27 protein-coding genes are annotated in these 25634 nt (G+C 63.9%); 17 read left to right on the plus strand and 10 right to left on the minus strand.

The window, feature by feature from the left end; translation table 11 throughout:
- Positions 1-14: 14 nt before the first annotated feature.
- Both C495_RS10390 and C495_RS10395 read right to left on the minus strand, forming a co-directional pair.
- Complete coding sequence (locus C495_RS10390) at positions 15-728, minus strand: hypothetical protein (protein WP_241430600.1); 714 nt, start codon at positions 726-728, stop codon at positions 15-17.
- Between the two features lie 309 nt (positions 729-1037).
- Complete coding sequence (locus C495_RS10395; protein ID WP_008162662.1) at positions 1038-1439, minus strand: PPOX class F420-dependent oxidoreductase; 402 nt, start codon at positions 1437-1439, stop codon at positions 1038-1040.
- 128 nt (positions 1440-1567) lie between these two features.
- On the opposite strand from C495_RS10395, the gene C495_RS10400 reads away from it, so the two are divergent.
- Together C495_RS10400 and C495_RS10405 are read left to right on the plus strand one after the other, a co-directional pair.
- Complete coding sequence (locus tag C495_RS10400) at positions 1568-1990, plus strand: EamA family transporter (RefSeq protein WP_008162663.1); 423 nt, start codon at positions 1568-1570, stop codon at positions 1988-1990.
- On the plus strand, positions 1990-2406 hold the full coding sequence (locus C495_RS10405; RefSeq protein WP_008162665.1) for an EamA family transporter: 417 nt from the start codon (positions 1990-1992) through the stop codon (positions 2404-2406). Before C495_RS10400 ends, C495_RS10405 begins: the two co-directional genes overlap by 1 nt.
- Before the next feature lie 30 nt (positions 2407-2436).
- On the opposite strand, the gene C495_RS10410 is transcribed toward C495_RS10405, so the two are convergent.
- The 7 genes from C495_RS10410 to dapA form a co-directional block, all read right to left on the minus strand.
- Positions 2437-3600, minus strand: coding sequence for a M20 family metallopeptidase (locus tag C495_RS10410; RefSeq protein ID WP_008162667.1), 1164 nt, complete (start codon positions 3598-3600; stop codon positions 2437-2439).
- Positions 3597-4427, minus strand: coding sequence for a diaminopimelate epimerase (gene dapF / locus C495_RS10415; RefSeq protein ID WP_049890307.1), 831 nt, complete (start codon positions 4425-4427; stop codon positions 3597-3599). Before dapF ends, C495_RS10410 begins: the two co-directional genes overlap by 4 nt.
- A gap of 126 nt (positions 4428-4553) precedes the next feature.
- Positions 4554-5822 (minus strand): diaminopimelate decarboxylase, encoded by a 1269-nt coding sequence (gene lysA, locus C495_RS10420; RefSeq protein ID WP_008162670.1) that lies wholly within the window; start codon positions 5820-5822, stop codon positions 4554-4556.
- A 73-nt stretch (positions 5823-5895) separates the two neighbouring features.
- A complete protein-coding gene (locus C495_RS10425) occupies positions 5896-7236 on the minus strand; it encodes a metallophosphoesterase (RefSeq protein ID WP_008162672.1) in 1341 nt (446 codons plus the stop codon).
- A 94-nt stretch (positions 7237-7330) separates the two neighbouring features.
- Complete coding sequence (locus C495_RS10430) at positions 7331-8167, minus strand: 2,3,4,5-tetrahydropyridine-2,6-dicarboxylate N-succinyltransferase (protein WP_008162674.1); 837 nt, start codon at positions 8165-8167, stop codon at positions 7331-7333.
- Positions 8164-8931, minus strand: a complete 768-nt coding sequence (gene dapB, locus C495_RS10435; protein WP_008162675.1) for a 4-hydroxy-tetrahydrodipicolinate reductase — start codon at positions 8929-8931, stop codon at positions 8164-8166. The genes C495_RS10430 and dapB overlap by 4 nt, the downstream gene beginning before the upstream one ends.
- Positions 8928-9857 carry a 4-hydroxy-tetrahydrodipicolinate synthase gene (dapA, locus tag C495_RS10440; protein ID WP_008162678.1) on the minus strand — a complete coding sequence of 310 codons (930 nt, stop codon included), beginning with the start codon at positions 9855-9857 and terminating at the stop codon, positions 8928-8930. The genes dapB and dapA overlap by 4 nt, the downstream gene beginning before the upstream one ends.
- 356 nt (positions 9858-10213) lie before the next feature.
- Between dapA and C495_RS10445 the strand changes: the two genes are divergently transcribed.
- The gene (locus C495_RS10445; RefSeq protein WP_008162679.1) at positions 10214-11023 is read left to right on the plus strand and encodes a M48 family metallopeptidase; all 810 of its coding nucleotides are present in this window, start codon (positions 10214-10216) and stop codon (positions 11021-11023) included.
- A 101-nt stretch (positions 11024-11124) separates the two neighbouring features.
- Positions 11125-11622 (plus strand): LabA-like NYN domain-containing protein, encoded by a 498-nt coding sequence (locus tag C495_RS10450; protein WP_008162681.1) that lies wholly within the window; start codon positions 11125-11127, stop codon positions 11620-11622.
- A gap of 14 nt (positions 11623-11636) precedes the next feature.
- Here the strand turns inward: C495_RS10450 and C495_RS10455 are convergent, their stop codons facing one another.
- Positions 11637-11819: a hypothetical protein gene (locus C495_RS10455; protein WP_008162684.1), complete on the minus strand. Its 183-nt coding sequence runs from the start codon at positions 11817-11819 to the stop codon at positions 11637-11639.
- Between the two features lie 210 nt (positions 11820-12029).
- Here C495_RS10455 and C495_RS10460 point away from each other — a divergent pair, with 210 nt between their 5' ends.
- The 13 genes from C495_RS10460 to C495_RS10520 all read left to right on the plus strand — a co-directional run bounded on the left by C495_RS10460 (position 12030) and on the right by C495_RS10520 (position 25567).
- The gene (locus C495_RS10460; protein ID WP_008162686.1) at positions 12030-12521 is read left to right on the plus strand and encodes a PUA domain-containing protein; all 492 of its coding nucleotides are present in this window, start codon (positions 12030-12032) and stop codon (positions 12519-12521) included.
- An 88-nt stretch (positions 12522-12609) separates the two neighbouring features.
- Positions 12610-12963 carry a DsrE family protein gene (locus C495_RS10465; RefSeq protein ID WP_008162688.1) on the plus strand — a complete coding sequence of 118 codons (354 nt, stop codon included), beginning with the start codon at positions 12610-12612 and terminating at the stop codon, positions 12961-12963.
- Positions 12964-13081: 118 nt separating this feature from the next.
- The gene (locus C495_RS10470; protein ID WP_049890271.1) at positions 13082-13465 is read left to right on the plus strand and encodes a nascent polypeptide-associated complex protein; all 384 of its coding nucleotides are present in this window, start codon (positions 13082-13084) and stop codon (positions 13463-13465) included.
- Positions 13466-13472: 7 nt separating this feature from the next.
- Positions 13473-14270 (plus strand): methyltransferase domain-containing protein, encoded by a 798-nt coding sequence (locus tag C495_RS10475; protein WP_008162692.1) that lies wholly within the window; start codon positions 13473-13475, stop codon positions 14268-14270.
- 240 nt (positions 14271-14510) lie between these two features.
- Positions 14511-16841, plus strand: a complete 2331-nt coding sequence (ppsA, locus tag C495_RS10480) for a phosphoenolpyruvate synthase (protein WP_008162695.1) — start codon at positions 14511-14513, stop codon at positions 16839-16841.
- 112 nt (positions 16842-16953) lie between these two features.
- Positions 16954-18039, plus strand: a complete 1086-nt coding sequence (gene mfnA / locus C495_RS10485; RefSeq protein ID WP_008162697.1) for a tyrosine decarboxylase MfnA — start codon at positions 16954-16956, stop codon at positions 18037-18039.
- Between the two features lies 1 nt (position 18040).
- Positions 18041-18382, plus strand: coding sequence for a hypothetical protein (locus C495_RS10490; RefSeq protein WP_049890272.1), 342 nt, complete (start codon positions 18041-18043; stop codon positions 18380-18382).
- Positions 18383-18443: 61 nt separating this feature from the next.
- Positions 18444-20546, plus strand: coding sequence for a methionine--tRNA ligase (metG, locus tag C495_RS10495; protein WP_008162701.1), 2103 nt, complete (start codon positions 18444-18446; stop codon positions 20544-20546).
- A 156-nt stretch (positions 20547-20702) separates the two neighbouring features.
- Positions 20703-22460, plus strand: a complete 1758-nt coding sequence (pyk, locus tag C495_RS10500; protein WP_008162703.1) for a pyruvate kinase — start codon at positions 20703-20705, stop codon at positions 22458-22460.
- 66 nt (positions 22461-22526) lie between these two features.
- A complete protein-coding gene (locus C495_RS10505; RefSeq protein ID WP_008162706.1) occupies positions 22527-22934 on the plus strand; it encodes a DUF7312 domain-containing protein in 408 nt (135 codons plus the stop codon).
- Between the two features lie 110 nt (positions 22935-23044).
- A complete protein-coding gene (locus C495_RS10510; RefSeq protein ID WP_008162707.1) occupies positions 23045-23647 on the plus strand; it encodes an NfeD family protein in 603 nt (200 codons plus the stop codon).
- A gap of 72 nt (positions 23648-23719) precedes the next feature.
- Positions 23720-24865: an SPFH domain-containing protein gene (locus C495_RS10515; RefSeq protein ID WP_008162709.1), complete on the plus strand. Its 1146-nt coding sequence runs from the start codon at positions 23720-23722 to the stop codon at positions 24863-24865.
- Positions 24866-24949: 84 nt separating this feature from the next.
- Complete coding sequence (locus tag C495_RS10520) at positions 24950-25567, plus strand: winged helix-turn-helix transcriptional regulator (protein ID WP_008162711.1); 618 nt, start codon at positions 24950-24952, stop codon at positions 25565-25567.
- Positions 25568-25634 lie beyond the last annotated feature (67 nt).

The following is a 25634-nucleotide window of genomic DNA, read 5'->3' on the forward strand; positions in this document are numbered from 1 at the left end:
GAGACGAGCCGCGGTCACTTCTTCGAGTCTCGCTCCCGTCCGTCGGGCTCTCGCTCGACAGTCACTCTATCGCCGCTTGCCGGAGCGGTCGTCGACGCCGCCGGCTCGCTGCCACTGTTGGAGACTGACCGACCGCCGCGGTCAGCACCGAGGCGTCGTCGCACGACGGCTCCGGTTCCGATCGTTGCAACGCCCAGTATCACGACTGCGCCGAGGACTGGGACGAGCTGGCTCGAGCCGACGACGAGCGTTCCGACGACGAGGGCCGGCCACGGCGACGGCGTGTCGACACTGAGCCGCGAGGGGAGCCAGTCGCCGACGGCGATGACGCCGTAACACCCACCGACGACGACCAGCACGCTCCAGAGGAGCACACTCGGGATGGCGACGATCGCGCTGAGCGCCTGCCCAACCGGCGAGACGAGCACGGTCGTAAAAAACAGCGGCATCGAAGCGATGATGAGCGCGCCGAAGAAGACGACGAAGCCGGCCGGAAACGCACGCATCGGCCGAGTGGCGAGTTCGTCGCGGATCGAGCGCGTACTCGAGGGAGATCGCTCGAGCAGGAGCCAGCCAACGCCGAGTGTCAGCACCATCCAGCCGCCCGTCACCCCGAGTGCTCGAGTGATGTCGGGGACGGCAACCGCGAACACGCTGTCGCTTACGAGTGCTGTGGTGAGCGAGAGGGACGTGGCTGGGTCGCCAGCGCCGGGGACAACGGGAGACACGGAGTGGTGTATACGTACTTCAGGACCGATAAAAGCGGTGCGGTCGTCGCGACCGACGACCGAGTCGGCGGTCGAACGGGTGAACGAACGGGGCCAAGCACAGTGGAGCGGATCAACACCGATTTGGTCGGCGACAGCCAACGACCGGTATGAGCGATGCGATGATCGACTATCTCTATCCGGAAATCGCAACGACCGTGCTGTTCGTGCTGGCGATCCTCGGGATGATCGCACTGCTGTATATTTCTACCCGGTGGTAGGTGCCACACGGCAAACGCCGGCCCGCTGCCCCGACCGTGACGTGGCAGATCAGGCCTCGAAGTGGCTGACTCGCTCGGGACTGATCGAGATGATGACCCGTTCGGTTTCGATCGGGTTCGGATACTCGTCTTCACCCATGTATCGGTGCGCGAGGTCGTCGATGTGCTCTCGTGCGCCGTCCGTGGTGAGGTCGTCGACCTCGCCCGTAACCGAGAGCATCCGATACGGGTTGTCCGGGTCCGTCATGCTGACGGCGACGCGCGGGTCGTTGCGGACGTTCTTTTCCTTTCGCCGATCCCGTTCGGTGTTCACCAGCAACCGCTCGGCGTCGGCGTCGTAATCGATCCAGACGGGGGTCACATGCGGCGCACCGTTCGGCAACAGCGTCGCGACGTGGGCAAATGTTTGCTTTTCGAACAGGTCCTGAAACTCGGTTGGAATCGATGCCATGCTCGTCGTACGCGAGCCTGTTACTAATTCACACTCCCTGAAGCACAGGCATACACAGCGATCACCGTCTCTCATCGGGGTGAATCGATCCGATACAGATAACTCACTCGCTCGTTGTCACTCGGAGTATGGAGTACCTCCTGTGGGTTGCCATCGCGCTCGTCGCCTACGGACTCATTCCGCCGCTGACGAGCGTCGTCACGACGGCTGTGCCGCCAGCAGTCGCCCTGTTTTTTTCCACGGCGATCTTTCTGACCCTGACACTCGGCGTCCTCGTCGTGACCGACACTGCTGATCCTGCGTACGCGACGACGACGGCCGCGGGATACGTCTACGTTGCCGGCCTCTTTCTCGCCGTCGGCATTCTCGCGTACTACTCCGCCCTCGAGGCCGGGCCGGTCAGCGTCGTCGTGCCGATCTATGGGCTGTTCATCGTCGGCAGCTCCGTCGTCGGCATCGTCTTTCTCGGCGAGGAGTTGACCGGCACCCGCGCTGCCGGCATCGCGGTCGCCGTCCTCGCGATCTATCTGGCGGCGAGTGGTGATCGCTGATGCGACGGTATCTTGCGCTCTCGGTGGTTGCCTGTCTCACGTACAGTCTCGTCGCACCGCTGCTCTCGATCGCGATGACTGACATTCCGAGTACGACCGCCGTCTTCCTCTCGAACTCGGTGATGCTCGTCACCGTCGGAGCCGTGATCGCCGTCCGGCGGCTTCCAGTTCGTCCCTACCTCACCCACCGATACAGCCCGCATATCCTCGCGATGGGGTGTCTGCTGGCTGTTGGCCTGTTGAGTTACTATCGCGCGCTTGCACTTGGCCCCGTCAGCGTCGTCGTGCCGATTTTCGGGCTGTTCATCGTAATCAGTTCGTTCGTCGGCATCCTCGCGTTCGAAGAGGCGGTGACGCCCCGAAAGGTCGCCGCCATCGCAGCGAGCGTGCTCGCGATCGTGTTGATGGCGATCTAAAGACCAGTCGCGGCGTCGAAAAGCGTCTCGTTACTCGAGCAACGCCGCGAGCGTCGTCTCGAGCGCCGCAGCGGCCGCTCGAACCGCCTCGACGCGGACGTACTCCCGCGGTGCGTGGGCGACGGCCCCGTTGTCGTCGGCGAGCACGCCGGGGCCGAAGACGACCGTCGGCGCGTCCGCCGCGAAGTACGACGCTTCCGTCGCCGCGGTGAACGGTCGCACGTCGCCGCCGGCGGCGTCGGCGAGCAGGTCGACGACCCGCGCGTCGGGGTCGGTCTCCCAGGCCTCGAGAAACGGCGTTGGCCGGTCGGTAAACCGGAACTCGACGCCGATGTCGTCGGGCACGGCCGCCTGCAACTGGTCGGTCAGCGCCTCGTGGAACCCCGCAGCCGTTTCCGGGGGCACGCTTCGGCGGTCGACCGTCAGCGCGCAGTCGGCCGGCACCTGATTGGTCGCTTCGCCACCCGTGACGACCGTCGGCGTCAGCGTCGCCGCGCCGAGTTGGGGATGCGTCGGTGGCGCGTCCTCGCGCTCGCCGAACGTCCGGATCGCCTCGAGGACGCCCTCGAGGGCGGCGACGGCGTTGATTCCCGTCTCTGGCTCGGCCGCGTGGGCGTTGGCACCTGTCAGGTGGATCGTGCCCTGAAAGCGACCTTTCGCCGCCGTGCAGACGTCGAGGTTCGTGGGTTCGCCGACGATCACGGCGTCGGCGTCACGCGTGGGGCAGTCGTCGCCTGTCACGAGTTCGTACGCGCCCGTCGAGAGCACTTCCTCGTCAGGGGTGATCGCGAGCGTGACGCGGCTGTCGGCGGGCTCGACGGCGAAAAACGCAGCTAACAGCGCCGCGAGTGGCCCTTTCGCATCACAGGAGCCCCGCCCACGGATCACGTCGTTTCCGCCGGCTTCCGTCCCCGCTCGGTCGCGTTCGAAGGGGACGTGTGGCGAGACAGTGTCGATGTGGGTGTTCAACACGACGTGGGTGTCGGCGTCGGCCGGACCGCGGGTCGCGAGCACGTTCCCGCCGTCGTCGACGCGAGGGTCGATGCCGTGGACCTCGAGCGTCTCACAGAGGTACTCCCGCATCGGGGAGACGTCCTCGTGGGAGGCCGTCTGGACGGCTGTCTCGAGGAAGTCGACGGGGTCGAACTGGTGACTGCTGTCGGTGGCCGCCGCGTCGGGTCGGTCCCCAGTCACTGTTCGGCCGGCGACTCGAGGGCGACTTCGCCGTCGAACTCGTGTTCGACAGGGCCGGCGAGCGTTGCCCGCCCGCGGTCGTTGAAGCTTACCTTGAGTTCGCCACCCGGCGGCGAGACGGCGACCGGATCGGCGTCGGTGCGCCCGAGTCGGCGCGCGATGACGGCGATGGCGACCGCGCCGGTGCCACAGGAGTCGGTTTCGCCTTCGACGCCGCGCTCGAAGGTCCGTTGGCGGAAGTGACCCTCGCCGTCGGGGCTGGCGATTGTGACGTTCGTGCCCTTCGGGAAGACGTCAGCGTGGCGAACAGGTGGGGCGACCGACTCGAGATCGACGTCGTCGACGTCGTCGACGAACGCGACGGCGTGGGGAACGCCGGTGTTGACGACGGAGACCTCGAGGCCTTCGATCGACTCCTCGAGGACGGGGTCGTCGGCGTCGATGGGGATGTCTTCGGGCGCAAACGTGGGTGTCCCCATCTCGACGGTGATGCCGTCGGGAGTTCGATCCGCGCGGAGGGTGCCTGCCTGCGTGTCGATCATGACGCTGTCGGTGTCAGTGCGTTGCATGGCCCACTCGGCGGCACAGCGGGCGCCGTTGCCACACATCGGTGCCGTCGAGCCGTCGGGCTGGACTAGCGTCATGACGACGCGTGGTGGGTTGAACTGCTCTTCTAAGGCGAGATAGAGGATCCCATCGGCACCGACGCCGGTGTCGCGGTCACACTCGCGTTTGGCGAGTGCGGCCCGATCGGGGACGTATTCGGCCGCGTGGATGATCAGAAAGTCGTTGCCGGTGCCGTGGTATTTTTGGAATGGAACGGTCATCGTTCGGATACGCTGTATTGCTGTCGGGGTCGGAGCCGATTCAGGGTCGGCTGTCTGCTTTGCATGTTCTCGCTCGTCGTGGTGGGTGAGCGCGTCATCTGCCACCGTCGAGACGATCGAGATGAATCATCTCTCGCGTTCGACGCTGGTAACGTCGTCGATCGTTTCGCGTCGGCGAGCGAGTCGCGCGACGCCGTCGTCGATGACGACGGAGGCGGGCCGGGGCCGGGAGTTGTACTGATTGGCCATCTCGTAGCCGTACGCGCCGGCGTTGCCGATCGCGAGGAGGTCTCCGCGTTCGCTCTCGGGGAGTTTGCGGTCCGTACAGAAAACGTCCCCGCTCTCGCAGATCGGGCCGGCGATGGTCTGTGCCGTCTCCTCGCGGCTGCGTTCGGTGTCACTCGAGTCGGCAGTGAGATTTCGAATGGGATGGTACGCGTCGTACATCGCGGGCCGCAAGAGCGTCGTCATGCCGGCGTCGACGCCGACGAGCGTCGTCTCGCGTGCGTCTTTGACCGTATTGACTGTAGTCAACAGGACGCCAGCGTCGGCGACGAAGTAGCGCCCGGGTTCGATCGTCAGTTGCACATCCACCTCGCCGACTGCCTCGCGGGTCGCGTCGGCGACCGCCTCGAGATCCAGCGGCTGTTCGTCCTCGCGGTAGGGGACGCCGAAGCCGCCACCGATGTCGAGGAACTCGAGGTCACCAACGGCCGCCGTGACTGATCGGGCCAGCTCACCCATCCGCGAAACGAACTCCCGGTGGGCGTCGAGCTGGTCGCTCGAGACACCAGAGCCGACGTGGGCGTGGATACCGACGACGTCGAAGCCACGGTCGGCAGCATCCGCAAGCACGTCGACGGCGCGTTCGGCTGGGACACCGAACTTCGCGTTCGCACCCGTCTGGACCTTCTCGTGGTGGCCGGCCCCGATCCCGGGGTTGACTCGGAGACAGAGTCGTCCGTCGTAGCCGCGCTCTTCGAGGCGGTCGATCGTGTCCTCGGCACCAGCAGTGATCGTCAGCTCGGGGTGCGCTTCCCAGGCCTCGACAGCGATATCGAGATCACGGGCCGGCGGGTTGACGGCCGTGTAATGGACCTCGGCCCCGCTGTCGGTAACGGCGAGTGCACGCGTGAGTTCGCCCGCAGACGCACACTCGAGGCCGACTCCCTCCCCGTGAAGCGTCTCGAGGACATCCTTAAGCGCGTTTGCCTTCACCGCGTAGAGAATCTCGGCGTCGGGAAACGCTGATTCGAGTCGGCGTGCATTTTCTCTGACTCGATCGAGATCGAGAACGTACAACGGCGTCCCGTACTCCCCCGCAAGGGACTCGAGTCTCGTCGGCTCCCACGCTGTCAGCCGGCGAACCGCCGGCGATCCCTCGAGTGTCGTCATTACCGCGTGTACGCAACCGCTCGACCTCAAGGCTTTGGATTCACGAGCGGTGAGCGCGGTCCCCCTCTCTCGCTTACTCGGCCGGCTGTGGTTCCGAGACCGGCACCTCGTCCTCGATGACCGTTCCGTCGGGTAACTCGAGTTCGGGCTCTCGGCCGACGGTGAACAGCCGTTCGGTGAGGGTGAGTTCCTCGGCTTTCGGGCTCGGCTTCTCGACGGCCTCGTAGTCGACGACAATGCCGCCAGCCTCGGGTTCGGCGGCGATACGGACCGTACACAGCTGGTAGGACGGGTAAAACACTGGCGGGAGGATGCCGGTGATCCCGTCGCGTCGATGAAGACGTTTGAGCCACGTCCCGGTGTTGACGGCCACGCCGCCCTCGAGTTCCTGCAGTCGCGGGCGGTGGGTGTGGCCGTAACAGAAAATGGCCGTCTCCGGGTCATCCTCGAAGACTTCGCGGGCTGCCTCCGCGTAAGGCGTCTCGGCATCGACGGTGAGTTCGGTCTCGAAGATCCCGAACCGGCTGACGGTCTTCCTGACGTCTCGTCGGATGAAATACAACGGGATCCCGACGAGCATCACCAACCCGGTGATCGTGACGTTGATGGCGAGCAGGAACCAGACTGCCGTGCCAGCCGTGCCGAACTGGCTGAGGAAGCCGGTCGTTCGCTCGACCGGCATCGACCAGATGCCTGCAAGGTCAAGGCTCGTCAGAATGACGAGGAGGATGCTGATGTTGAACAGCAACAGAAACGGGACCAGCGCGTACCGAAGCAGCGGGTTCATTTCGCGATAGAAGTACTTCGAGAGGAGCCACACCGGCATCCGTTCGGTCGGCGTCACTGCCTGAACGTCTTTCAGCCAGTTGTATCGGCCCCGATCCGAAAGCTGTCCCGCCCGACTGGTGACGAGCGTGTTGTAAAAGTACCCGAGCGGCGTGGCGTACGGATTCCCCCAGTCCTCGATCCGGTTGTTGGGGTCTTGCTGGTGGCCATGTTCGAAGTGGATCGTCCGGCTGCCGACCGGCCGCGTGATCGACTGCTCCTGGACGAGGTCGACGTTGTACTCGGCAAAGCGCTCGACGTACTCGTCGTAGGCGGCCAACTCGTGGTCGTGATTTCCCGGGAGCATCGTGATCGGGATGTTTTCCCCGGTCGCCCGGAACTGCTCGAACAGCTCCGGATACGTCTCCTCGAGCGCGTCGAACTTCTCGATTCCCGAAATCGTGGTAAACTCCCAGAGGCCGAACGCGTCGCCGTTGATCACCAACTCGGCCGGTTCGTCGGTCTGCTCGAGTCGCTCGAGAAACGCCAGCAACTCATCGAGAAACTCGACGTGCTCGAGTTGCTCGTCGCCACCGATGTGGAGATCGCTGATGACGTAGTAGACCCGGTCCTCATCGGTCGTTCCCATTGGGCCAGCCTTTCACTCAGGTGTAAAAACGGTTTCGTGTCGTCCCGCGCTGTCGCACAGTCGGTGCTGGTCCGACGGCTGTGAGCGGTTGGGGTTACTCTCGGAGCGTGTCTTCGCGCTCGGTCGCCTCGAGAGTCTCCGTCTGAAGGTCGGTCGCGACGACGGCGGGCTTGTACGCGCCACCCTCGAAGAGGTCGTGGTCGCTGATCGAGGACTCGACGAAGCGGGTAAAGGCGCGTCGGTCGGCGGGCAGTTCGCCGTAGAGCACTTCCTCCTCGACGAGGTCGTACACCGGAATGCGCGGCGTCAGCAGCGTGTTCTCGCCGACGACGCTGTTCTCGCCGACGACGAAGCCGCTCGTGACGCGACAGCCAGCGCCCAGCGAGACGTTGTCCTCGATGATGACTGGTGCGTTCTCGACTGGCTCGAGCACGCCACCGATCAGGGTGTTCGCGCCGAGTTTGACGTTCGCGCCGATCTGTGCACACGAACCCACCGTATCACAGGAGTCGACCAGCGTGCCGTCGCCGATGTGCGCGCCGATGTTGACGAACGCGGGACTCATCAGGATGCAGTCCGAGCCGATGTGGGCACCGCGGCGGACGACGGTCCCGTCGGGCGTGTTGCGGCTCCCCCGGTCGCCGTAGTCGCTCGAGTCCGCAAGTGGAAGGACGTCGTTGTACGTGACGCCGCCGTACTCGCGGGGCTCGGTCGCGCGCAGGCCGAAGTTGAGCAGAATGCCCTGCTTGACCCACTCGTTTGCCTCCCACGTGTCGCCGTGTTTCTCGGCGGCGCGGATCTCGCCCGCCTCGAGGGAATCGAGGAAAGCGTCGAGGGTGGCATACGCGTCCTCGCCGGCGGAGTCGGCGCTGACGTCGTCGTTCTGGTACTGTTCCCACAGCTCCGTGAGTTCGCTCTCGAGTGCGCTCATTCGGCAATCACGTCCGCAAAGTCGTACCAGCCTGCCTTTTGTCCAGCGATCCACACCGCCGCGTCGACGGCACCCGCCGCGAAGACACCTCGATCCTCGGCGCGGTGGGTGAGGCGTAGTTCCTCGTGGTTGCCCGCGAGGAGCACTTCGTGTTCGCCCGTGATGTTCCCGCCACGGAGCGCGTGGACACCGATTTCGCCGGCCTCGCGTGGCTGTTCACCTTCCCGGCCGTGCGTTCGCTCAGTGAACTCACCGTTGGCTTCGATCTCTGAGAGCAGGCGGTTTGCCGTACCACTGGGCGCATCCCGTTTCGCGTTGTGATGCGTCTCGACCAGTTCGACGTCGTACCCCGGCAGGTTCTGGACGGCCTCGCCGACGACGTTCAGCAGGGCCTGGACCCCGCGGGCGAAGTTCGGCGCATGAAGAACGGCGATCTCCTCGCTTGCCTCCTCGAGGGCCTCGAGGTGGGCGTCGTCGAAGCCGGTCGTACCAGTGACGAACGCGACGTCGGCCCCAGCGCAGGCCGCCGCGTACTCGACGGCCGACTCGGGACCAGTGAAATCGATGACGGCCGTCGGCTCGCGCTCGGCGAGCAGCGAGTCGAACTCGTCTGCGGACTCGATCTCGACGCCGTCGACTGTCTCCCCGTCGGGGCTTCGGGAGACGGCGAAGACGACCTCACAGTCGGCGTGGTCGTCGACGGCGGCGATCACTTCTCGCCCCATCCGGCCCGTTGCGCCGGTGACACCGACTCGGACCGTCATCGATCGGCCTCTCCGCTCCCGTCAGCTACCGCAGTCGGTTCGGCCTCGAGATCAGCGAGAACGGCCTCGAGGTCGGCGCGGTACTCCTCGGAAAGACGGGTCAGCGGCGACCGCATTCGGGCCGGGCCGTAGCCGCGAATCTCCATCGCTTCCTTGACCGGGATCGGGTTGGTCTCGACGAACAGCCCCCGGAACAGCGGGCCGAGTTCGTGGTGAATCGCTCGAGCGCGGTCGTAATCGCCGTCGAGGGCCGCACCGACCATCGCACACGTGCGCTCGGGTTCGATGTTCGCGGCAACGCTGATGGTGCCCGTGCCGCCGACGGAGATGGTCGGCAGGGTGAGTGCGTCGTCGCCCGAGAGCACGGCGAACTCCTCGTCGACCGTCCGCTCTGCGATCTCGCCGATCTGGCCGAGATCGCCGCTTGCTGCCTTGAACCCGGCGATGTTCTCGTGGCTCGCGAGTTCGACGGCGGTGTCGGGTTCGATGTTCTGGCCCGTCCGCGAGGGGACGTTGTAGACGATCTGTGGGAGATCGACCGCGTCGGCGATCGTTCGATAGTGCTCGATGAACCCGCGCTGTTCTGGCTTGTTGTAGTACGGCGAGATCAGGAGCAGGCCGTCAGCGCCGGCCTCGGCGGATCGCTCGGAGAGTTCGAGCGCTTCGCGGGTGTTGTTCGAACCGGAGCCCGCGATGACGGGAACGTCGTCGACGGCCTCGATGACCGCTTCGACGACCTCGACGTGTTCGTCGTGGGTCAGCGTCGCGGATTCGCCCGTCGAGCCGACGGGAACGAGTCCGTCGACGCCGGCTTCCTCGAGTCGCTGTGCGTCGGCCTGCAGGGTTTCGAAGTCGATACTCTCGTCGTCGTTGAACGGCGTACACATCGCGGGGAAGACGCCGGTGAAGTCGATAGTGGATGTCATCTATTGCTGTGTGGGTCGGTCGTTGGATACTTGATTATGATGGTTCACGCGTGGGGTGTCCGACTCGAGGGCGCTCGAGTCAGACTGGCTCCGGCTCGCACCCGGGACGGGGTTGCTACGCCCGCCTCGAGCACACCTCAGGCGTGTTTACGTTTCGAAAAGTGAGAAACGGCGTCGCTCACGACGGAGCTGTCGGTTCGGCGAGCGACGTGACGCATGATTGCTCCGTCGTCCTGAACAACCTTAGCCGTTGTGTCTTTTATCGACCCGTGTGTGTTGCAGTATCGTGTCACCTGCGCCCGGTTTTCGGGCCGATTCCCGCTTCATTTATACTTCTCGATTACTTACCGCTGGGTATGCGAAATACACAGCTGAAACTCAGGATGGCAATCGTCGGGACCATCCTCTTTGCCCTCTACTTCGGCGCTGCCCTGTTCTTCTCGGCAGCATGGGGCGTCCCGCTGATTCCCGTCCTCCTCATCAGTATCGTCGTCCTGCCCGCCGCCCAGTATAAGTTCGGCAAGTGGATGGCGCTCCGTGGCACCGAGGAAATGCCCAACGAGGGTCGCTATCGCGAGGTCCACCAGATGACTGAATCGCTCTCGCGAGATATGGGACTGGACAAGCCCAAACTCGTCGTGCAGGATATGGGCGTTCCGAACGCGTTCGCGACCGGGCGCAAAGGCGCTGGCGTCGTCTGTGTCTCGACCGAGCTCATGCAGTTGCTCGACCGCGACGAACTCGAGGGCGTCATCGCCCACGAGCTGGCCCACCTGAACAACCGCGACACCATCACGATGATCCTCGGCCAGTCAGTTGGGATGGTCGTGAGCTACGCGGTGTTCTTCCTCGTCCGCGACGACAACAACTTCTTCGTCGCCTACGCCGCCTCGATCGCCGCCCAGATGCTGACGCTGATCTTCGTGATGGCGATCTCGCGCTACCGCGAGTACGTCGCCGACGCCGACGCTCGCCAGCACATCGGCAGCGGTGATCCCCTCGCACGCGCACTCGAGAAGATATCCCGAGGTTCTGAAGGCCGCGAGTCGACGGTCGACGACAACGTCAACGCGCTCTGTATCTTCAACTCCGACAAAAGCCTGTTAGCACAGCTGTTTGCGACCCACCCGCCGACCGAAAAGCGCATCGAGCGCCTCCGCCGCTAACAGCCGACCCGTCTCGTTTGTCGGCTGGCCCAACGCAGTGACCGCAGTTCGGTCGCATCGACCGACGTAATTTTTTACACCCACCGATAACAGTATATCACGTGACGGAAATTCATCCCGGTCAGCGCGTCGCCGTTCTCGTCGACGCCCAGAACCTCTACCATACGGCACAGAGCATCTACAGCCGCAATATCGACTACTCTGCGCTTCTCGACAAAGCCGTTCAGGATCGCCAGCTCACTCGCGCCATCGCGTACGTGATCCGCGCGGAAGCGCCCGACGAGGAGAGTTTCTTCGAGGCACTCGTCGATATCGGCTTCGAGCCCAAAATTAAGGATATCAAAACGTTCGCCGACGGCACCAAAAAAGCGGACTGGGACGTCGGCATGAGCCTCGACGCAGTCACACTCGCCAACCACGTCGACACGATCGTCCTCTGTACCGGCGACGGTGACTTCTCGCGGCTCTGTTCGCACCTGCGCCACGAGGGCGTCCGCGTCGAAGTGATGGCGTTCGAATCGTCAACCGCCGACGAACTCATCGACGCGACCGACTCGTTTCTCGACCTCGGCGAGCGCCACGAAACGTTCCTGCTCTGAGCTCGCCTCGAGTCTCAGGAGCGATTCGAGTACCGGCGCTGTGAGATGCCGATCAACAATGCGTAGCCCGCAATAAAGAGGGTCACACCCGTCAAGAGATACATCATCGTCCCCGAGACGAGGGTGGCCGGGCCGGCCAGCGTCAGGGTGCCAAACGCAAGCAACACCACCCCGAGCACGATTTGCGTCACATCCATGCGATACTGTAACTCCGTGATCGAGTATTATAATAGTCGCTATCTTGTTTTTGTTACGCAGCGTAGACGTTCAATCTGTCTGGACGGTTCGATCACATCCGCATACAGCCTCCTGTCTCGATCACCCGCGGCGGGATCGGTGATCGACGGGCCGTACCGACAGCAGACGAGGTCGAAGGGCTTTCGACGGCCCGCATCGAACTCCTCCCAATGAGCGAGCCAGCCGACGGGAACGGGCAGACGGGACTGCCGAACCTCCGGACGATCGCGGACTACCAGTTCGGTGCCGGCGCGGGCGAGGCACTGTTTCCACCCACCGAATCACTGACGATCAAACGCACCACGTCGGGCCGTCCCCAGCAGGTCCACGCCGACGCCGGTCGCCTCGTGTCTTTCGGCACCGACGGCCGATTCACCCTCGGTCTCGAGGGCGGCCGCCGACTCCACGACGCCCTCGAGCACCCGGCCTATCGTGTCGTCGTCGACGACGAGAGCGAACCGTTCGTCCGCGACGAAAAGAACGTCTTCGCGAAATTCGTTCTCGAGGTCGGCGAGGAGATTCGGCCGGGCGACGAGGTGCTGGTGGTCCACGAACGCGGCGAACTGATCGCGGTCGGGACGGCACAGCTCGGAGCCGACGCCATCGAGGACTTCGACACTGGGGTTGCCGTGGCCGTGCGCGAAGGCGCGCCTGCAGAGTAGTCCTCACATAGCGGACCTGTAATCGAGATCTCGAACAGGTAGTCCGTGGACTGCAGTATTATATAGTATTGGGACTATTACACAATACATGTCCGAGTCAGTAGATAGTGGCGACGTAGAGACGTTAGGAATCGTGCTCGAAACCAGTGATCCCGAGCGCGCATGGAACGCCTTCCGTCTCGGAATTACTGCATTAGAAGCCGGAAAAGACGTCTCCGTGTTCCTCCTCGGTGAAGGCGTTGAAGCTGAGGAGAGTACCGACGACCAGTTCGACGTACGAGATCGAATGGACGTGTTTGCGGATTCCGGAGGGGAGTTGCTGGCGTGTGGGACGTGCTTAGAGATCCGAAACAGTGAGGAGAGTGAGCGCTGCCCAATCTCGACTATGGGAGATCTACTCGAGGTCGTTACGACTGCTGACCGGGTGCTGACTATCGGCTGAGCATCGTCACGGACCAGAGGCGTCGCAAAGCACTCGTCGAAGGTCTCGAGCGGCACGTGTGTCTCAGTTCGGACGCCGAACGACAAAGTAAAAGGTCGCGGGTGGCGACGTGTCGGGTATGTTTGGAGGAGGCGGCGGACTGAACCCGCGCAAGATGGAACAGATGATGAAACAGATGGGGATCGACGTCGAGGACATCGAGGCCGAAGAGGTCATTATCCGAACCGACGAGTACGATCTCGTCTTCGACAACGCTGAGGTCACGAAGATGGACGCCCGCGGGCAGGAAACGTATCAGGTCATCGGCTCGCCGGAACAGGTCGAATCCGGCACGGCCGGTGCCATCGCTGGTGCCGACAGCGACGATGACGCCTCGAGTGCGATCCCTGACGAGGACGTCGAACTCGTCGCGACCCGGACCGGCGTCAGCGAGGACGAAGCTCGCGAGGCACTCGAGGACAACGACGGCGACCTCGCCGCAGCAGTCGGTTCTCTCGAGTGACGATCGCGTGAGTAGCGATCCAGATACCGACGAGACAGCCGAGGCGGACCCAGCGAGCGAGGACGTAGGCGACCGCGTGCCCGTCTTGCTCGTCCGGGGCGATCGCGAGTATCTCGTCCAACCCGGCGGCGAGCAGGGAACCGACCTCGGCGTGCTCGAGGTGCCCGCGGACGTCCAGCCGGGGGAGACGATCGAGACGCATCTCGGCGATGCGTTCCAGGTGCGTCGGCTTCGCGGCCCGGACCTGTTTCACCACTTCGAGCGCACGGGTGCACCGATGGTGCCCCGCGATATCGGCCTCGTGATCGGCGAGACGGGAATCTCCCGTGGCGACCGCGTGCTCGACACCGGAACCGGCACGGGCGTGCTGTCGGCGTCGATGGCACGCGCTGGAGCCTCGGTCGTCACCTACGAACGCAACCCGGAGTTCGCCGAGGTCGCCCGCGAGAACATGGCACTTGGCGGTGTCGCCGACGCCGTCGATGTCCGGACGGGCGATCTAACGGAGGAACTCGAGGAACTCGAGGACGAGTCGTTCGACGTCCTCACGCTCGATACGGGCGATGCGGCGTCGATCGTCGCCCACGCACCAGAGCTGCTGGTCGAGGGTGGCTTCGTCGCGGTCTACAGCCCCTTCATCGAATCGACTCGAGCGGTCGTCGAGGCGGCTCACGAAGCTGGCCTCTCGAACGTCCGCACGCGCGAGACAATCCAGCGAGAGATGCAGTTCGACGATCGGGGCTCCCGACCGTCGACCGCGCCGGTCGGCCACACGGGGTATCTAACGATCGCCCGGAACGTCTAGTCCAGTTCGATACCGGCATCCGTTTTGGACGCGAGTCGGCAGTCGACGAGTGGCTCGAGAACGGCGACCAGTCCGAACGGAGAGACAGCTAAGCCACACCTTCGGCGGTGTGACTCCGCTGTACGCCGGGACTAGTGGCGTATCCGAAGCGTACTGCAGATACTCATTCGAATACGAGTTCTGAATCGTGGCGACTGTTCGCAACCTTCTTTATTCGCTCGCCTGTCTGCGAACATAGAGATGGCTGTACTCTGGCTGGACGAGATCAGTGCCGGCGACTTAGAGAAAGTCGGCGGCAAAGGCGCCTCCCTGGGCGAACTTACGGGTGCTGGGCTGCCCGTGCCGCCGGGATTCGTAGTAACTGCCGGAACCTATCGATCGTTTATCGAAGAGGCCGAAATCGACGACGAACTGTTCGACGCCGTCGATGTCGACGTCGACGACTCGAGCGCGCTCGCCGAGGCGGCCGACCGCGCACAGGAACTCATTCTCGAGACACCGTTCCCTGACGACCTGCGCGAGGAGATCCTCGAGTCCTACAGCGAGGTCGGTGACGGCGAGGCGTTCGTCGCCGTTCGGTCCTCGGCGACGGCCGAGGACTTGCCCGACGCGTCGTTTGCGGGCCAGCAGGATACGTACCTCAACGTCACCGAGGAGGCACTGCTCGATCGCGTCCGCGAGTGCTGGGCGTCGTTGTTCACCCAGCGGGCGATCTACTACCGACAGGAACAGGGCTTCGATCACTCGGTGGTCAACATCGCCGTCGTCGTCCAACAGATGGTCGACGCCGAGAAGTCGGGTGTGATGTTCACGAGTCATCCCTCGACCGGCGATCCGACGATGATCATCGAGGCCGCGTGGGGACTCGGCGAAGCCGTCGTCTCCGGTGCCGTCTCACCGGACAACTACATCATCTCCCGCGATGACCGCGACATCGACGTTACCGTCGCCGAGAAGAAGGTGATGCACGAAAAAGACGAGGAGACCGGACAGACCGTCGAGCGAGCGGTGCCCGAGGCGAAACGGAACGAACGCGTCCTCAGCGACGAGGAGATCGAACAGCTCGTCGAACTCGGCGAACGGGTCGAGACCCACTACGACAATCCACAGGACGTCGAGTGGGCAATCGTCGAGGACGAGGTGTTCATGCTCCAGTCCCGTCCGATCACGACGATCAGCGAGAGCAACGGTGAGGCGACAGCCACTGGCGCCGCCATCGACGTCTCGGAAGGCGTCACCGACGGCAGCGGGACGGCAGCCGCCAGCGGCGGTGAGTCCTCGAGTGTGAGTGCAACCGGCAGCGTCCTCGTCGACGGACTGGGCTCGAGTCCGGGCACGGTCAGCGGTGCAGCACGGATCGTCAAAAAGCTCGACGACCTCGCTAAAGTCGACGACGGAGACGTCATCGTGACCGAGATGACGATGCCGGATATGGTGCCAGCGATGAAACGAGCCGCCGGGATCGTCACCGACGAGGGCGGGATGACCAGCCACGCCGCGATCGTCTCCCGTGAACTGGGCGTCCCGGCGATCGTCGGGACGACCAACGCCACAACGGTCTTAGAGGACGGACAGCTCGTCACGCTCGACGGCGACAAGGGTGCGGTCCTCGAGGGGAAGACGGTCGACGACGACGAGGAGACCGAGCCAGTCGAGGAGGTTCGCCCGCAGTCGCCGGTCAAGCCGATGACCGCGACCGAAGTCAAGGTCAACGTTTCGATCCCCGAAGCCGCAGAGCGTGCGGCCGCGACGGGTGCCGACGGCGTTGGTCTCCTGCGGACCGAGCACATGATCCTCTCGCTGAACCAGACGCCGGAGAAGTTCATCGAGGAACACAGCGTCGACGCCTACATCAAAGAGCTTATCCAGGGGATTCGCACCGTCGCCGACGAGTTCTATCCACGACCCGTTCGCGTGCGGACACTCGACGCGCCGACCGACGAGTTCCGACAGCTCGAGGGTGGCGAGGACGAGCCCGAAGAGCACAACCCGATGCTTGGCTACCGCGGCATCCGGCGATCGCTCGACCGGCCTGACGTCTTCGCTCACGAACTCGAGGCGTTCCGCCGGCTCTACGAGATGGGGTATGACAACGTCGAGATCATGCTCCCGCTGGTCAACGACGCCGAGGACGTCTACCGCGCAAAGGAGCTGATGAAAGACGCCGGCATCGACCCCGACAAACGAAAGTGGGGTGCGATGATCGAGACGCCGGCCGCCGCCCTGTCGATCGAGGGAATGGCCGAGGCTGGCATCGACTTCGCCTCGTTCGGCACGAACGATCTCACCCAGTATACGCTTGCAGTCGACCGGAACAATGAGAACGTCGCCGATCGGTTCGATGAACTCCACCCCGCAATCTTGCGGCTCATCGGCACCGTCATCGAGACCTGCCGTGAACACGATGTCGACACGAGCATCTGTGGGCAGGCCGGCTCCAAACCGGAGATGGTCCAGTTCCTCGTCGACGAAGGCGTGAGTTCGATTTCGGCGAACATCGACGCCGTTCGCGACGTCCAGCACGAAGTCAAACGGACCGAGCAGAAGCTGTTGCTCGACTCGGTTCGCTAATCCCGGCCACACCTCCGATTCCGGGTTGAATCGAGCCACGACACGTCGTTTTTTCGCGGCACCGTACTCGACAAACAGAACGCATAAATCGGCCCGAACCAACGTACGTGATATGCAAATCGAGCCGCAGGCGTTCGATCGGGTGCTCTCGTCGATGTGTACGGAGCCACACCCGGACGCACGCGAGGCGGCCGAGCGGTTTCTCGCGACGAATCCCGGCGATCCCGGCACGTATCCGACGATCGCGACCCTCGAGGACGAGGCGGTCGCGATGCTCGGCGAACTCACCGGCCTCGAGGAGCCGGCCGGCTACATCGCAAGTGGCGGGACGGAGGCGAACATTCAGGCCGTTCGGATCGCTCGTGAGCGGGCCGAGACACGGACGCCGAACGTCGTCATGCCGGAGTCGGGTCATTTCAGCTTTCGAAAGGCCGCCGACGTCCTCGGCGTCGACCTCCGAATCGTCCCCACGGACGAGACGTATCGGGCCGACCTCGAGGCCGTCCGCTCGTGCGTCGACGAACAGACGGCGCTGGTGGTCGGCGTCGCGGGAACGACCGAGTACGGCCGCGTCGACCCAATCTCTGAACTCGGCGACATTGCGGCGTCGGTCGATGCCATGCTCCACGTCGACGCCGCGTGGGGTGGGTTCGTTCTGCCGTTTACCGACTTCGAGTGGCATTTCGGCCACGCCGCGGTCGACACGATGACGATCGATCCGCACAAGATGGGACAGGCCGCCGTTCCCGCCGGTGGGCTGCTTGCTCGCTCGGATGAGTTGCTCGATGCGCTCGCCGTCGACACGCCGTATCTCGAGTCGACGTCGCAGGCGACGCTGACCGGCACTCGATCGGGCGCTGGCGTCGCGAGTGCGGTTGCAGCGATGGAGACACTGTGGCCCGAGGGGTATCGCAATCAGTACGTTCGGTCCCAGCGAAACGCCGACTGGCTCGCCGACGCGTTTGAACAGCGCGGCTACGATGTCGTTGCGCCGACGCTGCCGCTCGTGGCGGTCGACGTGCCCCGATCGACGTTCGATGCATTGCGCGCGAACGGGTGGCGCATCTCCCGGACTGCAACCGGCGAACTCCGGATCGTCTGTATGCCCCACGTCACTCGCGAAATGCTCTCTTCGTTTCTCGCCGACCTCGACCGGCTCGAGGCCCCTGTGAGTGTCCCGAAACCGGGCGACGACTGAGATGGCGATGGACCGATTCGATCTCGTCTCGACGCTCGGATTCGTGGTGTTGATCGCGTCGTCCGTCGTTCTCGAGGGCGTCGTGGTGGCGGCCGCACTCGGTGGGTTTGCGCTCTCGCTCTCGAGTTGGCGGCTGTACGCCGGCCACCCTTGGGAGGCACTCGCCTGGCTGGTCTGGGTCGGTGCGGCCGTCGTGCTCGTTATTGCCCCCGGTGGCGCGGTGTTCCTGATCGCGTTTTTTGGCTGCCTGCTCACTGGACTCGGGCTCTTGTTCGGGAGTCGACTGGGACTGTTGCCGGCGATCTGGGATGGAGACCGCGGCGGCCGGGACCGCGCTGAGTAGCCTCGAGCGACGCCGGTCGAAAACCGGCGGGTTTTACGCCTGCCGCCGATTCAGCATGAGTATGCACAACGACGAGTTTCCGACGGACAGGCCTGCGGTTGTGACCTGTGGGTTACCCTACGCCAACGGTGACTTGCATATCGGTCATCTGCGCGGCTATATCGGTGCGGACACGTTCACCCGCGCACTCGAGACGCTCGGTCAGACAACCGCCTACGTCTGTGGCTCGGACATGCACGGCACGCCGGTCGCCGTCAACGCCGAGAAAGAGGGTATCGACCCCGAGGAGTTCGCTCTCGAGTGGCACCACCAGTACGAGGAGACGTTCCCCAAGTTCAACGTCGAGTTCGACAACTACGGTCACACCCACGACGAGACGAACGTCGAGACCACCCAAGAGATCGTCCGCACGCTGGACGAGGAAGGCCACATCTACGAGAAGGAGATTCAGGTCGCCTACGACCCCGACGCCGACCAGTATCTCCCCGACCGCTACGTCGAGGGGACCTGTCCCTACTGTGGCGAGAAAGCCCGCGGCGACGAGTGTGACGAGGGCTGTCAGCGCCACCTCGAACCGGGTGAAGTCGAGAACCCGACGAGTACGATCACGGGCAACCCCGCGGAGTACCGCGAACGGACACACAAGTTCTTCGAGGTCTCCGAGTTCGCTGACTACCTCACCGACTTTCTGGACGGCCTCGAGGGCACCTCGAACGCGCGCAACCAGCCCCGTCAGTGGATCGAAGACGGCCTGCAAGACTGGTGTATCACGCGGGATATGGACTGGGGGATCAATTATCCCGACGGTGACGACGAGGAAAGCGACCTCGTGCTCTACGTCTGGGTCGACGCCCCGATCGAGTACATCTCCTCGACCAAACAGTACACCGACCGCGTCGGCGCTGCAGAGTACGACTGGGAGGACGTCTGGCGGGCAGACGGGGACATCGTCCACTTCATCGGCCGAGACATCATCCAGCACCACGCGATCTTCTGGCCGGCGATGCTCGAGGGCGCAGGCTACAACGCGCCGCGTGGGATCGCCGCCACCGGCTTCATTACGATTAACGGCAAGGGACTCTCGACCAGCCGCAACCGGGCGATCTGGGCCAAAGAGTACCTCGAGGAAGGCTTCCACCCCGATCTGCTGCGCTACTACCTGATGACGACGGGCGGCCTCCAGCAGGACGTCGACTTCTCGTGGGACGCTTTCCAGGAGAAGGTCAACGGCGAACTCGTCGGTACCGTCGGCAACTTCTGGTACCGCTCGCTGCTGTTTGCCTACCGCAACTACGAGGGGACACCCGACACCGAGGTCTCCGACGACGTTGCCGAGCGCATCGAGGGTGCCATCGGCGAGGTTCGCGAGTCGGTCACCGACTACTCGCTTCGCGGCATCGGCCAGGCGGCGACGCGACTCGCCCAGTTCGGCAACGAGTACATCCAGCGCAACGAGCCCTGGAAGCTCACCGACGACGACCCCGAGCAAGCGGCACAGGTCATCCGCGACTGCGTCCAGATCGCCAAGGCCGTCGGGGTCCTCTTAGAGCCAATCGCTCCCGAGAAGGCCCAAAAGCTGTGGGAACAGCTGGGTGAGGACGGTGCGGTCGCCGACGCTCACCTCGAGGCCGCCCTCGAGGCCCCGCCCCGAACCTTCGATGAGCCCGGCGAACTCTTCGAAAAGATCGAGGACGAGCGCGTCGAGGAACTCACCGAAAAACTCGAGGCCCGCGTCGAGGCCGCGACGGACGACGGTGACGACGAAGCCGAAACCGAAAGCGACGACACCGACGCGGACGAAGCCACGGATATGGCAGACACAGACGACCTCGAGCCACTCCTCGAGGACCGCATCGGATTCGACGACTTCCAGGACCTCGACATCCGCGTCGGCCAGATCGAGGCGGCCGAAGGAATCGAGGGCGCAGACGACCTCGCACGCCTCGAGGTCGACATCGGCTTCGAGACGCGACAGGTCGTCGCGGGCATCAAACAGCTGCACGACCTCGAGGAACTCCCCGGCGAGAAATGCATTCTGCTGGCGAACATGGAGCCGGCGGAACTGTTCGGCGTCGAATCGAACGGGATGATCCTCGCTGCTGGCGATGAAGCCGACCTGCTGACGACCCACGGCGACGCCGTGGTCGGCGAGAAGGTCCAGTAAGCGACCCATCATTCCGAAGACACTGTCTTCGATACACGACGGTCGCTGTCCGGGTGATCCGTGGCTGTCAAACAGCACCGCAGCAACGGTAAAGAAAAGAACTCGGATGTGAGTTAATCACCCATCTTTTTTACCGTGCTCGCGCTACGTCGAGCTATGAGAAACGCAAAAATCGTCTGCACGCTCGGGCCTGCCTCGAGCGATCGGAAGACGATCGGGAACCTCGCGGACGCAGGGATGTCAGTCGCTCGGCTCAACGCGAGCCACGGTACGCGTGCGGATCGAGCCGACCTGATCGACCGCGTTCGTACTGTCGACGGGAACCGGGCGGAACCGGTCGCGGTGATGCTCGACATGCAGGGGCCGGAAGTCCGAACTGCGCCGCTTCCCGAAGGAGAGACCGTCACCCTCGAGACGGGCTCGGAGATCCGATTCGTCGAGGGTGAAGACGCCTCGTCCGAGGAGATCGGCCTCTCGTTGTCGATCGACGCCGTCGAAGCGGGTGATCGGATTCTGCTCGATGACGGACTGATCGAGACGACCGTACTCGAACACGACGGCGACGCGATTCGCGCTCGAGTCGATACCGGCGGCGAGTTAGCCGGCCGCAAGGGCGTGAACGTCCCGGGCGTCGATCTCGATCTGGATATCGTCACCGAGGACGATCGCAAGGACCTCGAGTTGGCCGCCGAGAAAGAGGTCGACTTCGTCGCGGCGAGTTTCGTCCGTGACGCCGAGGACGTCTACGAAGTCAGTGAGGTCCTAGAGGAACTGGGGGCCGAAATTCCGCTGATCGCGAAGATCGAACGCGCGGGTGCAGTCGACAACCTCGATGAGATTATCGACGCCTCCTACGGCGTCATGGTCGCCCGCGGCGATCTGGGCGTCGAGTGTCCGATGGAGGACGTCCCGATGATCCAGAAACGGATCATCCGCAAGTGTCGCAACACGGGCTCGCCGGTGATCACGGCGACGGAGATGCTCGACTCGATGGTCCACGCTCGCCGACCGACGCGGGCGGAGGCGTCGGACGTCGCCAACGCCGTCCTCGACGGCACCGACGGCGTCATGCTGTCTGCCGAGACCGCGATCGGCGACCATCCGGTGGCCGTCGTCGAGGCGATGGACAGCATCGTCCGCGAAGTCGAAAACTCCGACGAGTACGCCGAGTTGCTCGAGCAACGCGTCCCCGCCGCGGGCGAAGCGCGGACGGATGCACTGGCTCGGTCGGCGCGATTCCTTGCGCGTGACATCGGTGCGGACGCGGTCGTGGCCGCGACGGAGTCCGGCTACACGGCGCTCAAGACGGCGAAGTACCGTCCCGGCGTCCCGGTCGTCGCCTCGACACAGAGCCACGGCGTTCGCCGCCAGCTCGCGCTGTCGTGGGGTGTGACGCCGCTGTACGCGAACGTCTCGGATCAGGGGGCCGATGCCGTCGTCGAAAAGGCCGTGCAAGCGGCGCTCGATGCCGGCGTCGCCGAAAGCGGCGACACCGTCGTCGTCCTTTGTGGGATGATGACCGAACTCGAGGGTGCGAACACGACGAACATGATGAAAGTCCACGTCGCAGCAGAGGCGCTGACGACTGGGCGCGTCGTCGTCGAAGGTCGGGCAACCGGGCCGCTGGTGCGGCTCACCGACGGCGACATCACCGAGATCCCTGACGGGGCGATTCTCTCGTTGCCGGCCGATTTCGACGAGCAGTTCGAGGGCGACCCGACGAGGATCGGCGGGATCATCGACGCCCAGCGGGGGCTGACCGGCTATCCGGCGCTGGTCGCTCGAGAGATGGGGATTCCAATGATCAGCGGTGCCGATCCCGCCGGGCCAGCCGATGGTGATATCGTGACACTCGATGCCGAACGCGGTGTCGTTTACGGCGGCGATATCGGTCACCGAGCCGACCGACGCTAAGCGGGGGCGACTCGAGCCGACCGCTCGGACCGCGGGTTTTTGATGCCGGGCCGACTACACCCGGGTATGGCAGACGACACGTCCGGAGCCGGCAATGCCGACGACGGCTCTCGGGACCCGTCACCGGACTCCCCGGACGTCCACGACTCGAGCACGGGACGGGACGGGACGACGGAACGCTGGGACGAACGCGAGTTCGATGACCGAACAGGCCACGACGGACGGATCAGCGTCGACACGAGCCGTTCGTCCACCGAAGTCGGCGGCCCCGACGACGAGTATCGAATCCCGCTTGACCTCTCGGAGACCTCGGACGACGACCCCGACGACGCCGAAGCCGACCCGTACGGTCCGGAGCCCAGTTCGACGCCGGTCGAAGCCGGCGACCCCGAACTCGAGAACGTCCTCTTCGTGGTTCTCGGTGCGCTGGCGATGCTGCTCGTCATCTTTCAGGTCGTCTCGATCCCGCTGTAATCTCGCCAGGTGGTCAGTCGATCCGTCGCATTCGCGATTTGTGGGTTCGACTGTCATCCCAACGAGATGCCTCGGCAACCTTTAATTCGGGTGAGAACTTAGCTCGGCACATGCTCGAACTCCTCTTCGAGAATCTGCCCCTCGTGCTCCTGATCGCCGGGCTCATCCTGATGGGACTCGAGGCGCTCTCACCCGGGGCCCACCTCATCGTTATCGGCGTCGCACTGGTCGGTGCCGGGTTGATCGGTGTGCTCTTTCCGTCTCCGCTGAGTCCATTCATCTTGGCGGCGCTCACGCTCGTCATCGGACTCGCTGCGGCGTACGTCTACCACGAGTTCGACTTCTACGGCGGCAAAGGCACCGCCCAGACGACCGACTCGAGTTCGCTTGCCGGCTCGACGGGCTACGTCACCGAGACCGTGACGACCCGAAGCGGTGAGGTCAAACTCGACCACGGCGGATTCGCGCCGTACTACAGCGCCCGGTCGACCAGCGGCACGATCGAGGAGGGTGACGAGATTATCGTCCTCGATCCCGGCGGTGGGAACGTAGTTACGGTTGAATCGCTCGGCGCGATCGGCGAGGACGAAATCGATCGCGCGCTCGCGGAAGGGGCTGCCGACTCGAGTTCACGAACCGACGATCAGGTCGATGACCAGACCACAGCCGAGACTGACACAGCGGCCGAAACTGAGACGGAGAAATCGAGCTAACGAGTCAGAATCAGCCCGATATGTTGCTAAAATAAGGGAACGCTTTTCCCGTCACCGCCGTAAGACCGGGATATGGTCCTGGAACTACCATTGCAAACTGGTGCCGGTGGTGCCTTGCTGTTCGTCGGTGCCCTTGTCCTCCTCGTTGTTATCGCCGCACTGCTCAGTGCAGTCGAGATCGTCGACGCATACGAGAAGCGAGCGCTGACCGTCTTCGGTGAGTACCGCAAACTCCTCGAGCCGGGTATCAACTTCGTCCCGCCGTTCGTCTCGAACACCTACCGGTTCGATATGCGAACGCAGACACTCGACGTTCCCCGACAGGAAGCGATTACGCGTGACAACTCGCCAGTGACGGCCGACGCCGTCGTCTACATCAAAGTGATGGACGCCAAGAAGGCGTTCCTGCAGGTCGATGACTACAAGCGAGCAACCTCGAACCTCGCGCAGACGACCCTGCGTGCCGTGCTGGGTGACATGGAACTCGACGACACGCTGAACAAACGCCAGGAGATCAACGCCCGCATCCGCCAAGAACTCGACGAACCCACCGACGAGTGGGGGATTCGCGTCGAGAGCGTCGAGGTCCGTGAAGTCAACCCCTCGAAAGACGTCCAGCGTGCGATGGAACAACAGACCTCCGCAGAGCGCAAACGCCGCGCCATGATTCTCGAGGCACAGGGTGAACGCCGCAGTGCCGTCGAGAAGGCCGAAGGTGACAAACAGAGTGAGATCATCCGCGCACAGGGTGAAAAGCAGAGTCAGATCCTCGAGGCACAGGGTGACTCGATTTCGACCGTCCTGCGCGCCCGCTCGGCCGAATCGATGGGCGAACGCGCGATCATCGATCAGGGAATGGAGACCCTCGCCGAGATCGGCCAGAGCGAGTCGACGACGTTCGTCATGCCCCAGGAGCTCACCTCCATGGTCGGTCGCTACGGCAAACACCTCTCTGGCAGCGACGTCAAAGAGGACGGTCAGCAACTCGAGAGTCTCGAGTTCGACGACGAGACGCGCGAACTGATCGGACTGGACGACATCGCCGAGATCATCGGCGAGATCGACGAGGAAGCCGAGATGGATCTCGAGGCGATGGAGAAAGAAGCCCAAGCGATCAAAGAGGGCAAGGATGCCGGAACCATCTCCGATCCGGACGAGGTCATCGAGGAGATGGATCAGGAGTTCGTCGGTGACGAAAACCCTGACCGAAACGCATAGATCGTCCAGAAAGTCAGTTTTCGGCGCATAAGACGGAGCGAAACCTGTTTTAGCACTCGTCTCATTTCGGGAGATACGCATAGCATGACGAATCCTGATGGGATCGACGAGGGAAAACGAGCGACGCTCCGTCGCTTTGCGGCGCTTGGTGCCGCATCGCCGCTTGCCGGACTCTCCGCGCCAGCAGCGGCTGACACCGGCGAAAGCGACGCCCGTGATGCGATCGTCGGCTATCTCTCAACGACGCCCGGCGCTCACTTCTCGAAAATCCGAGACGATCTCCAGCTTGGGACCGGCGAGACCCAACACCACCTGCGCCGCCTCGAGGAACTCGAGGCGATCGAACGCTATCCGGATGGCGATTACAAGCGCTTCGTCCCGGCGGATCGATTCGACGCGTTCGAAAAGCACGCGCTCGGCTACCTCCGCCGGGAGACGCCGCGTGGGATGTTGATCGAACTCCTTCGGAATCCGGAGACGACGGCCGGCGATCTCGCGACGGCACTCGATGTCTCGGCCCCGACGGTGAGCAAGTACGCCGGCGAACTCGAGGACGCTGGCCTCCTCTCGCGCGAGGACGGCTACGCCGTCGAACGGCCCGAGACAGTCCTCGTGTTGATCATTCGTCACGCCGACTCGTTCGGCGAATCATCTCGACAGCTCGCCCAAAACGCGGATCAGTTCATCAAGTATCACGGCTAGAGTCGTACTACCGGTGGTAAGATTGGATTACACGCGAACACGGCCCACTGACTCCGTCAGGCCGGCA

The sequence above is a fragment of the Natronorubrum sulfidifaciens JCM 14089 genome (assembly GCF_000337735.1).
GTDB lineage: Archaea > Halobacteriota > Halobacteria > Halobacteriales > Natrialbaceae > Natronorubrum > Natronorubrum sulfidifaciens.

Bases quoted from the DNA above. Each gene is read 5' to 3' on its own strand.
- C495_RS10395 (WP_008162662.1), bottom strand. From the start codon at position 1,439: ATGGCATCGATTCCAACCGAGTTTCAGGACCTGTTCGAAAAGCAAACA.
- C495_RS10400 (WP_008162663.1), top strand. From the start codon at position 1,568: ATGGAGTACCTCCTGTGGGTTGCCATCGCGCTCGTCGCCTACGGACTC.
- C495_RS10405 (WP_008162665.1), top strand. From the start codon at position 1,990: ATGCGACGGTATCTTGCGCTCTCGGTGGTTGCCTGTCTCACGTACAGT.
- dapF (WP_049890307.1), bottom strand. From the start codon at position 4,427: ATGACCGTTCCATTCCAAAAATACCACGGCACCGGCAACGACTTTCTG.
- lysA (WP_008162670.1), bottom strand. From the start codon at position 5,822: ATGACGACACTCGAGGGATCGCCGGCGGTTCGCCGGCTGACAGCGTGG.
- C495_RS10425 (WP_008162672.1), bottom strand. From the start codon at position 7,236: ATGGGAACGACCGATGAGGACCGGGTCTACTACGTCATCAGCGATCTC.
- C495_RS10430 (WP_008162674.1), bottom strand. From the start codon at position 8,167: ATGAGCGCACTCGAGAGCGAACTCACGGAGCTGTGGGAACAGTACCAG.
- dapB (WP_008162675.1), bottom strand. From the start codon at position 8,931: ATGACGGTCCGAGTCGGTGTCACCGGCGCAACGGGCCGGATGGGGCGA.
- dapA (WP_008162678.1), bottom strand. From the start codon at position 9,857: ATGACATCCACTATCGACTTCACCGGCGTCTTCCCCGCGATGTGTACG.
- C495_RS10445 (WP_008162679.1), top strand. From the start codon at position 10,214: ATGCGAAATACACAGCTGAAACTCAGGATGGCAATCGTCGGGACCATC.
- C495_RS10455 (WP_008162684.1), bottom strand. From the start codon at position 11,819: ATGGATGTGACGCAAATCGTGCTCGGGGTGGTGTTGCTTGCGTTTGGC.
- C495_RS10460 (WP_008162686.1), top strand. From the start codon at position 12,030: ATGAGCGAGCCAGCCGACGGGAACGGGCAGACGGGACTGCCGAACCTC.
- C495_RS10465 (WP_008162688.1), top strand. From the start codon at position 12,610: ATGTCCGAGTCAGTAGATAGTGGCGACGTAGAGACGTTAGGAATCGTG.
- C495_RS10470 (WP_049890271.1), top strand. From the start codon at position 13,082: ATGTTTGGAGGAGGCGGCGGACTGAACCCGCGCAAGATGGAACAGATG.
- ppsA (WP_008162695.1), top strand. From the start codon at position 14,511: ATGGCTGTACTCTGGCTGGACGAGATCAGTGCCGGCGACTTAGAGAAA.
- mfnA (WP_008162697.1), top strand. From the start codon at position 16,954: ATGCAAATCGAGCCGCAGGCGTTCGATCGGGTGCTCTCGTCGATGTGT.
- C495_RS10490 (WP_049890272.1), top strand. From the start codon at position 18,041: ATGGCGATGGACCGATTCGATCTCGTCTCGACGCTCGGATTCGTGGTG.
- metG (WP_008162701.1), top strand. From the start codon at position 18,444: ATGCACAACGACGAGTTTCCGACGGACAGGCCTGCGGTTGTGACCTGT.
- pyk (WP_008162703.1), top strand. From the start codon at position 20,703: ATGAGAAACGCAAAAATCGTCTGCACGCTCGGGCCTGCCTCGAGCGAT.
- C495_RS10505 (WP_008162706.1), top strand. From the start codon at position 22,527: ATGGCAGACGACACGTCCGGAGCCGGCAATGCCGACGACGGCTCTCGG.
- C495_RS10510 (WP_008162707.1), top strand. From the start codon at position 23,045: ATGCTCGAACTCCTCTTCGAGAATCTGCCCCTCGTGCTCCTGATCGCC.
- C495_RS10515 (WP_008162709.1), top strand. From the start codon at position 23,720: ATGGTCCTGGAACTACCATTGCAAACTGGTGCCGGTGGTGCCTTGCTG.
- C495_RS10520 (WP_008162711.1), top strand. From the start codon at position 24,950: ATGACGAATCCTGATGGGATCGACGAGGGAAAACGAGCGACGCTCCGT.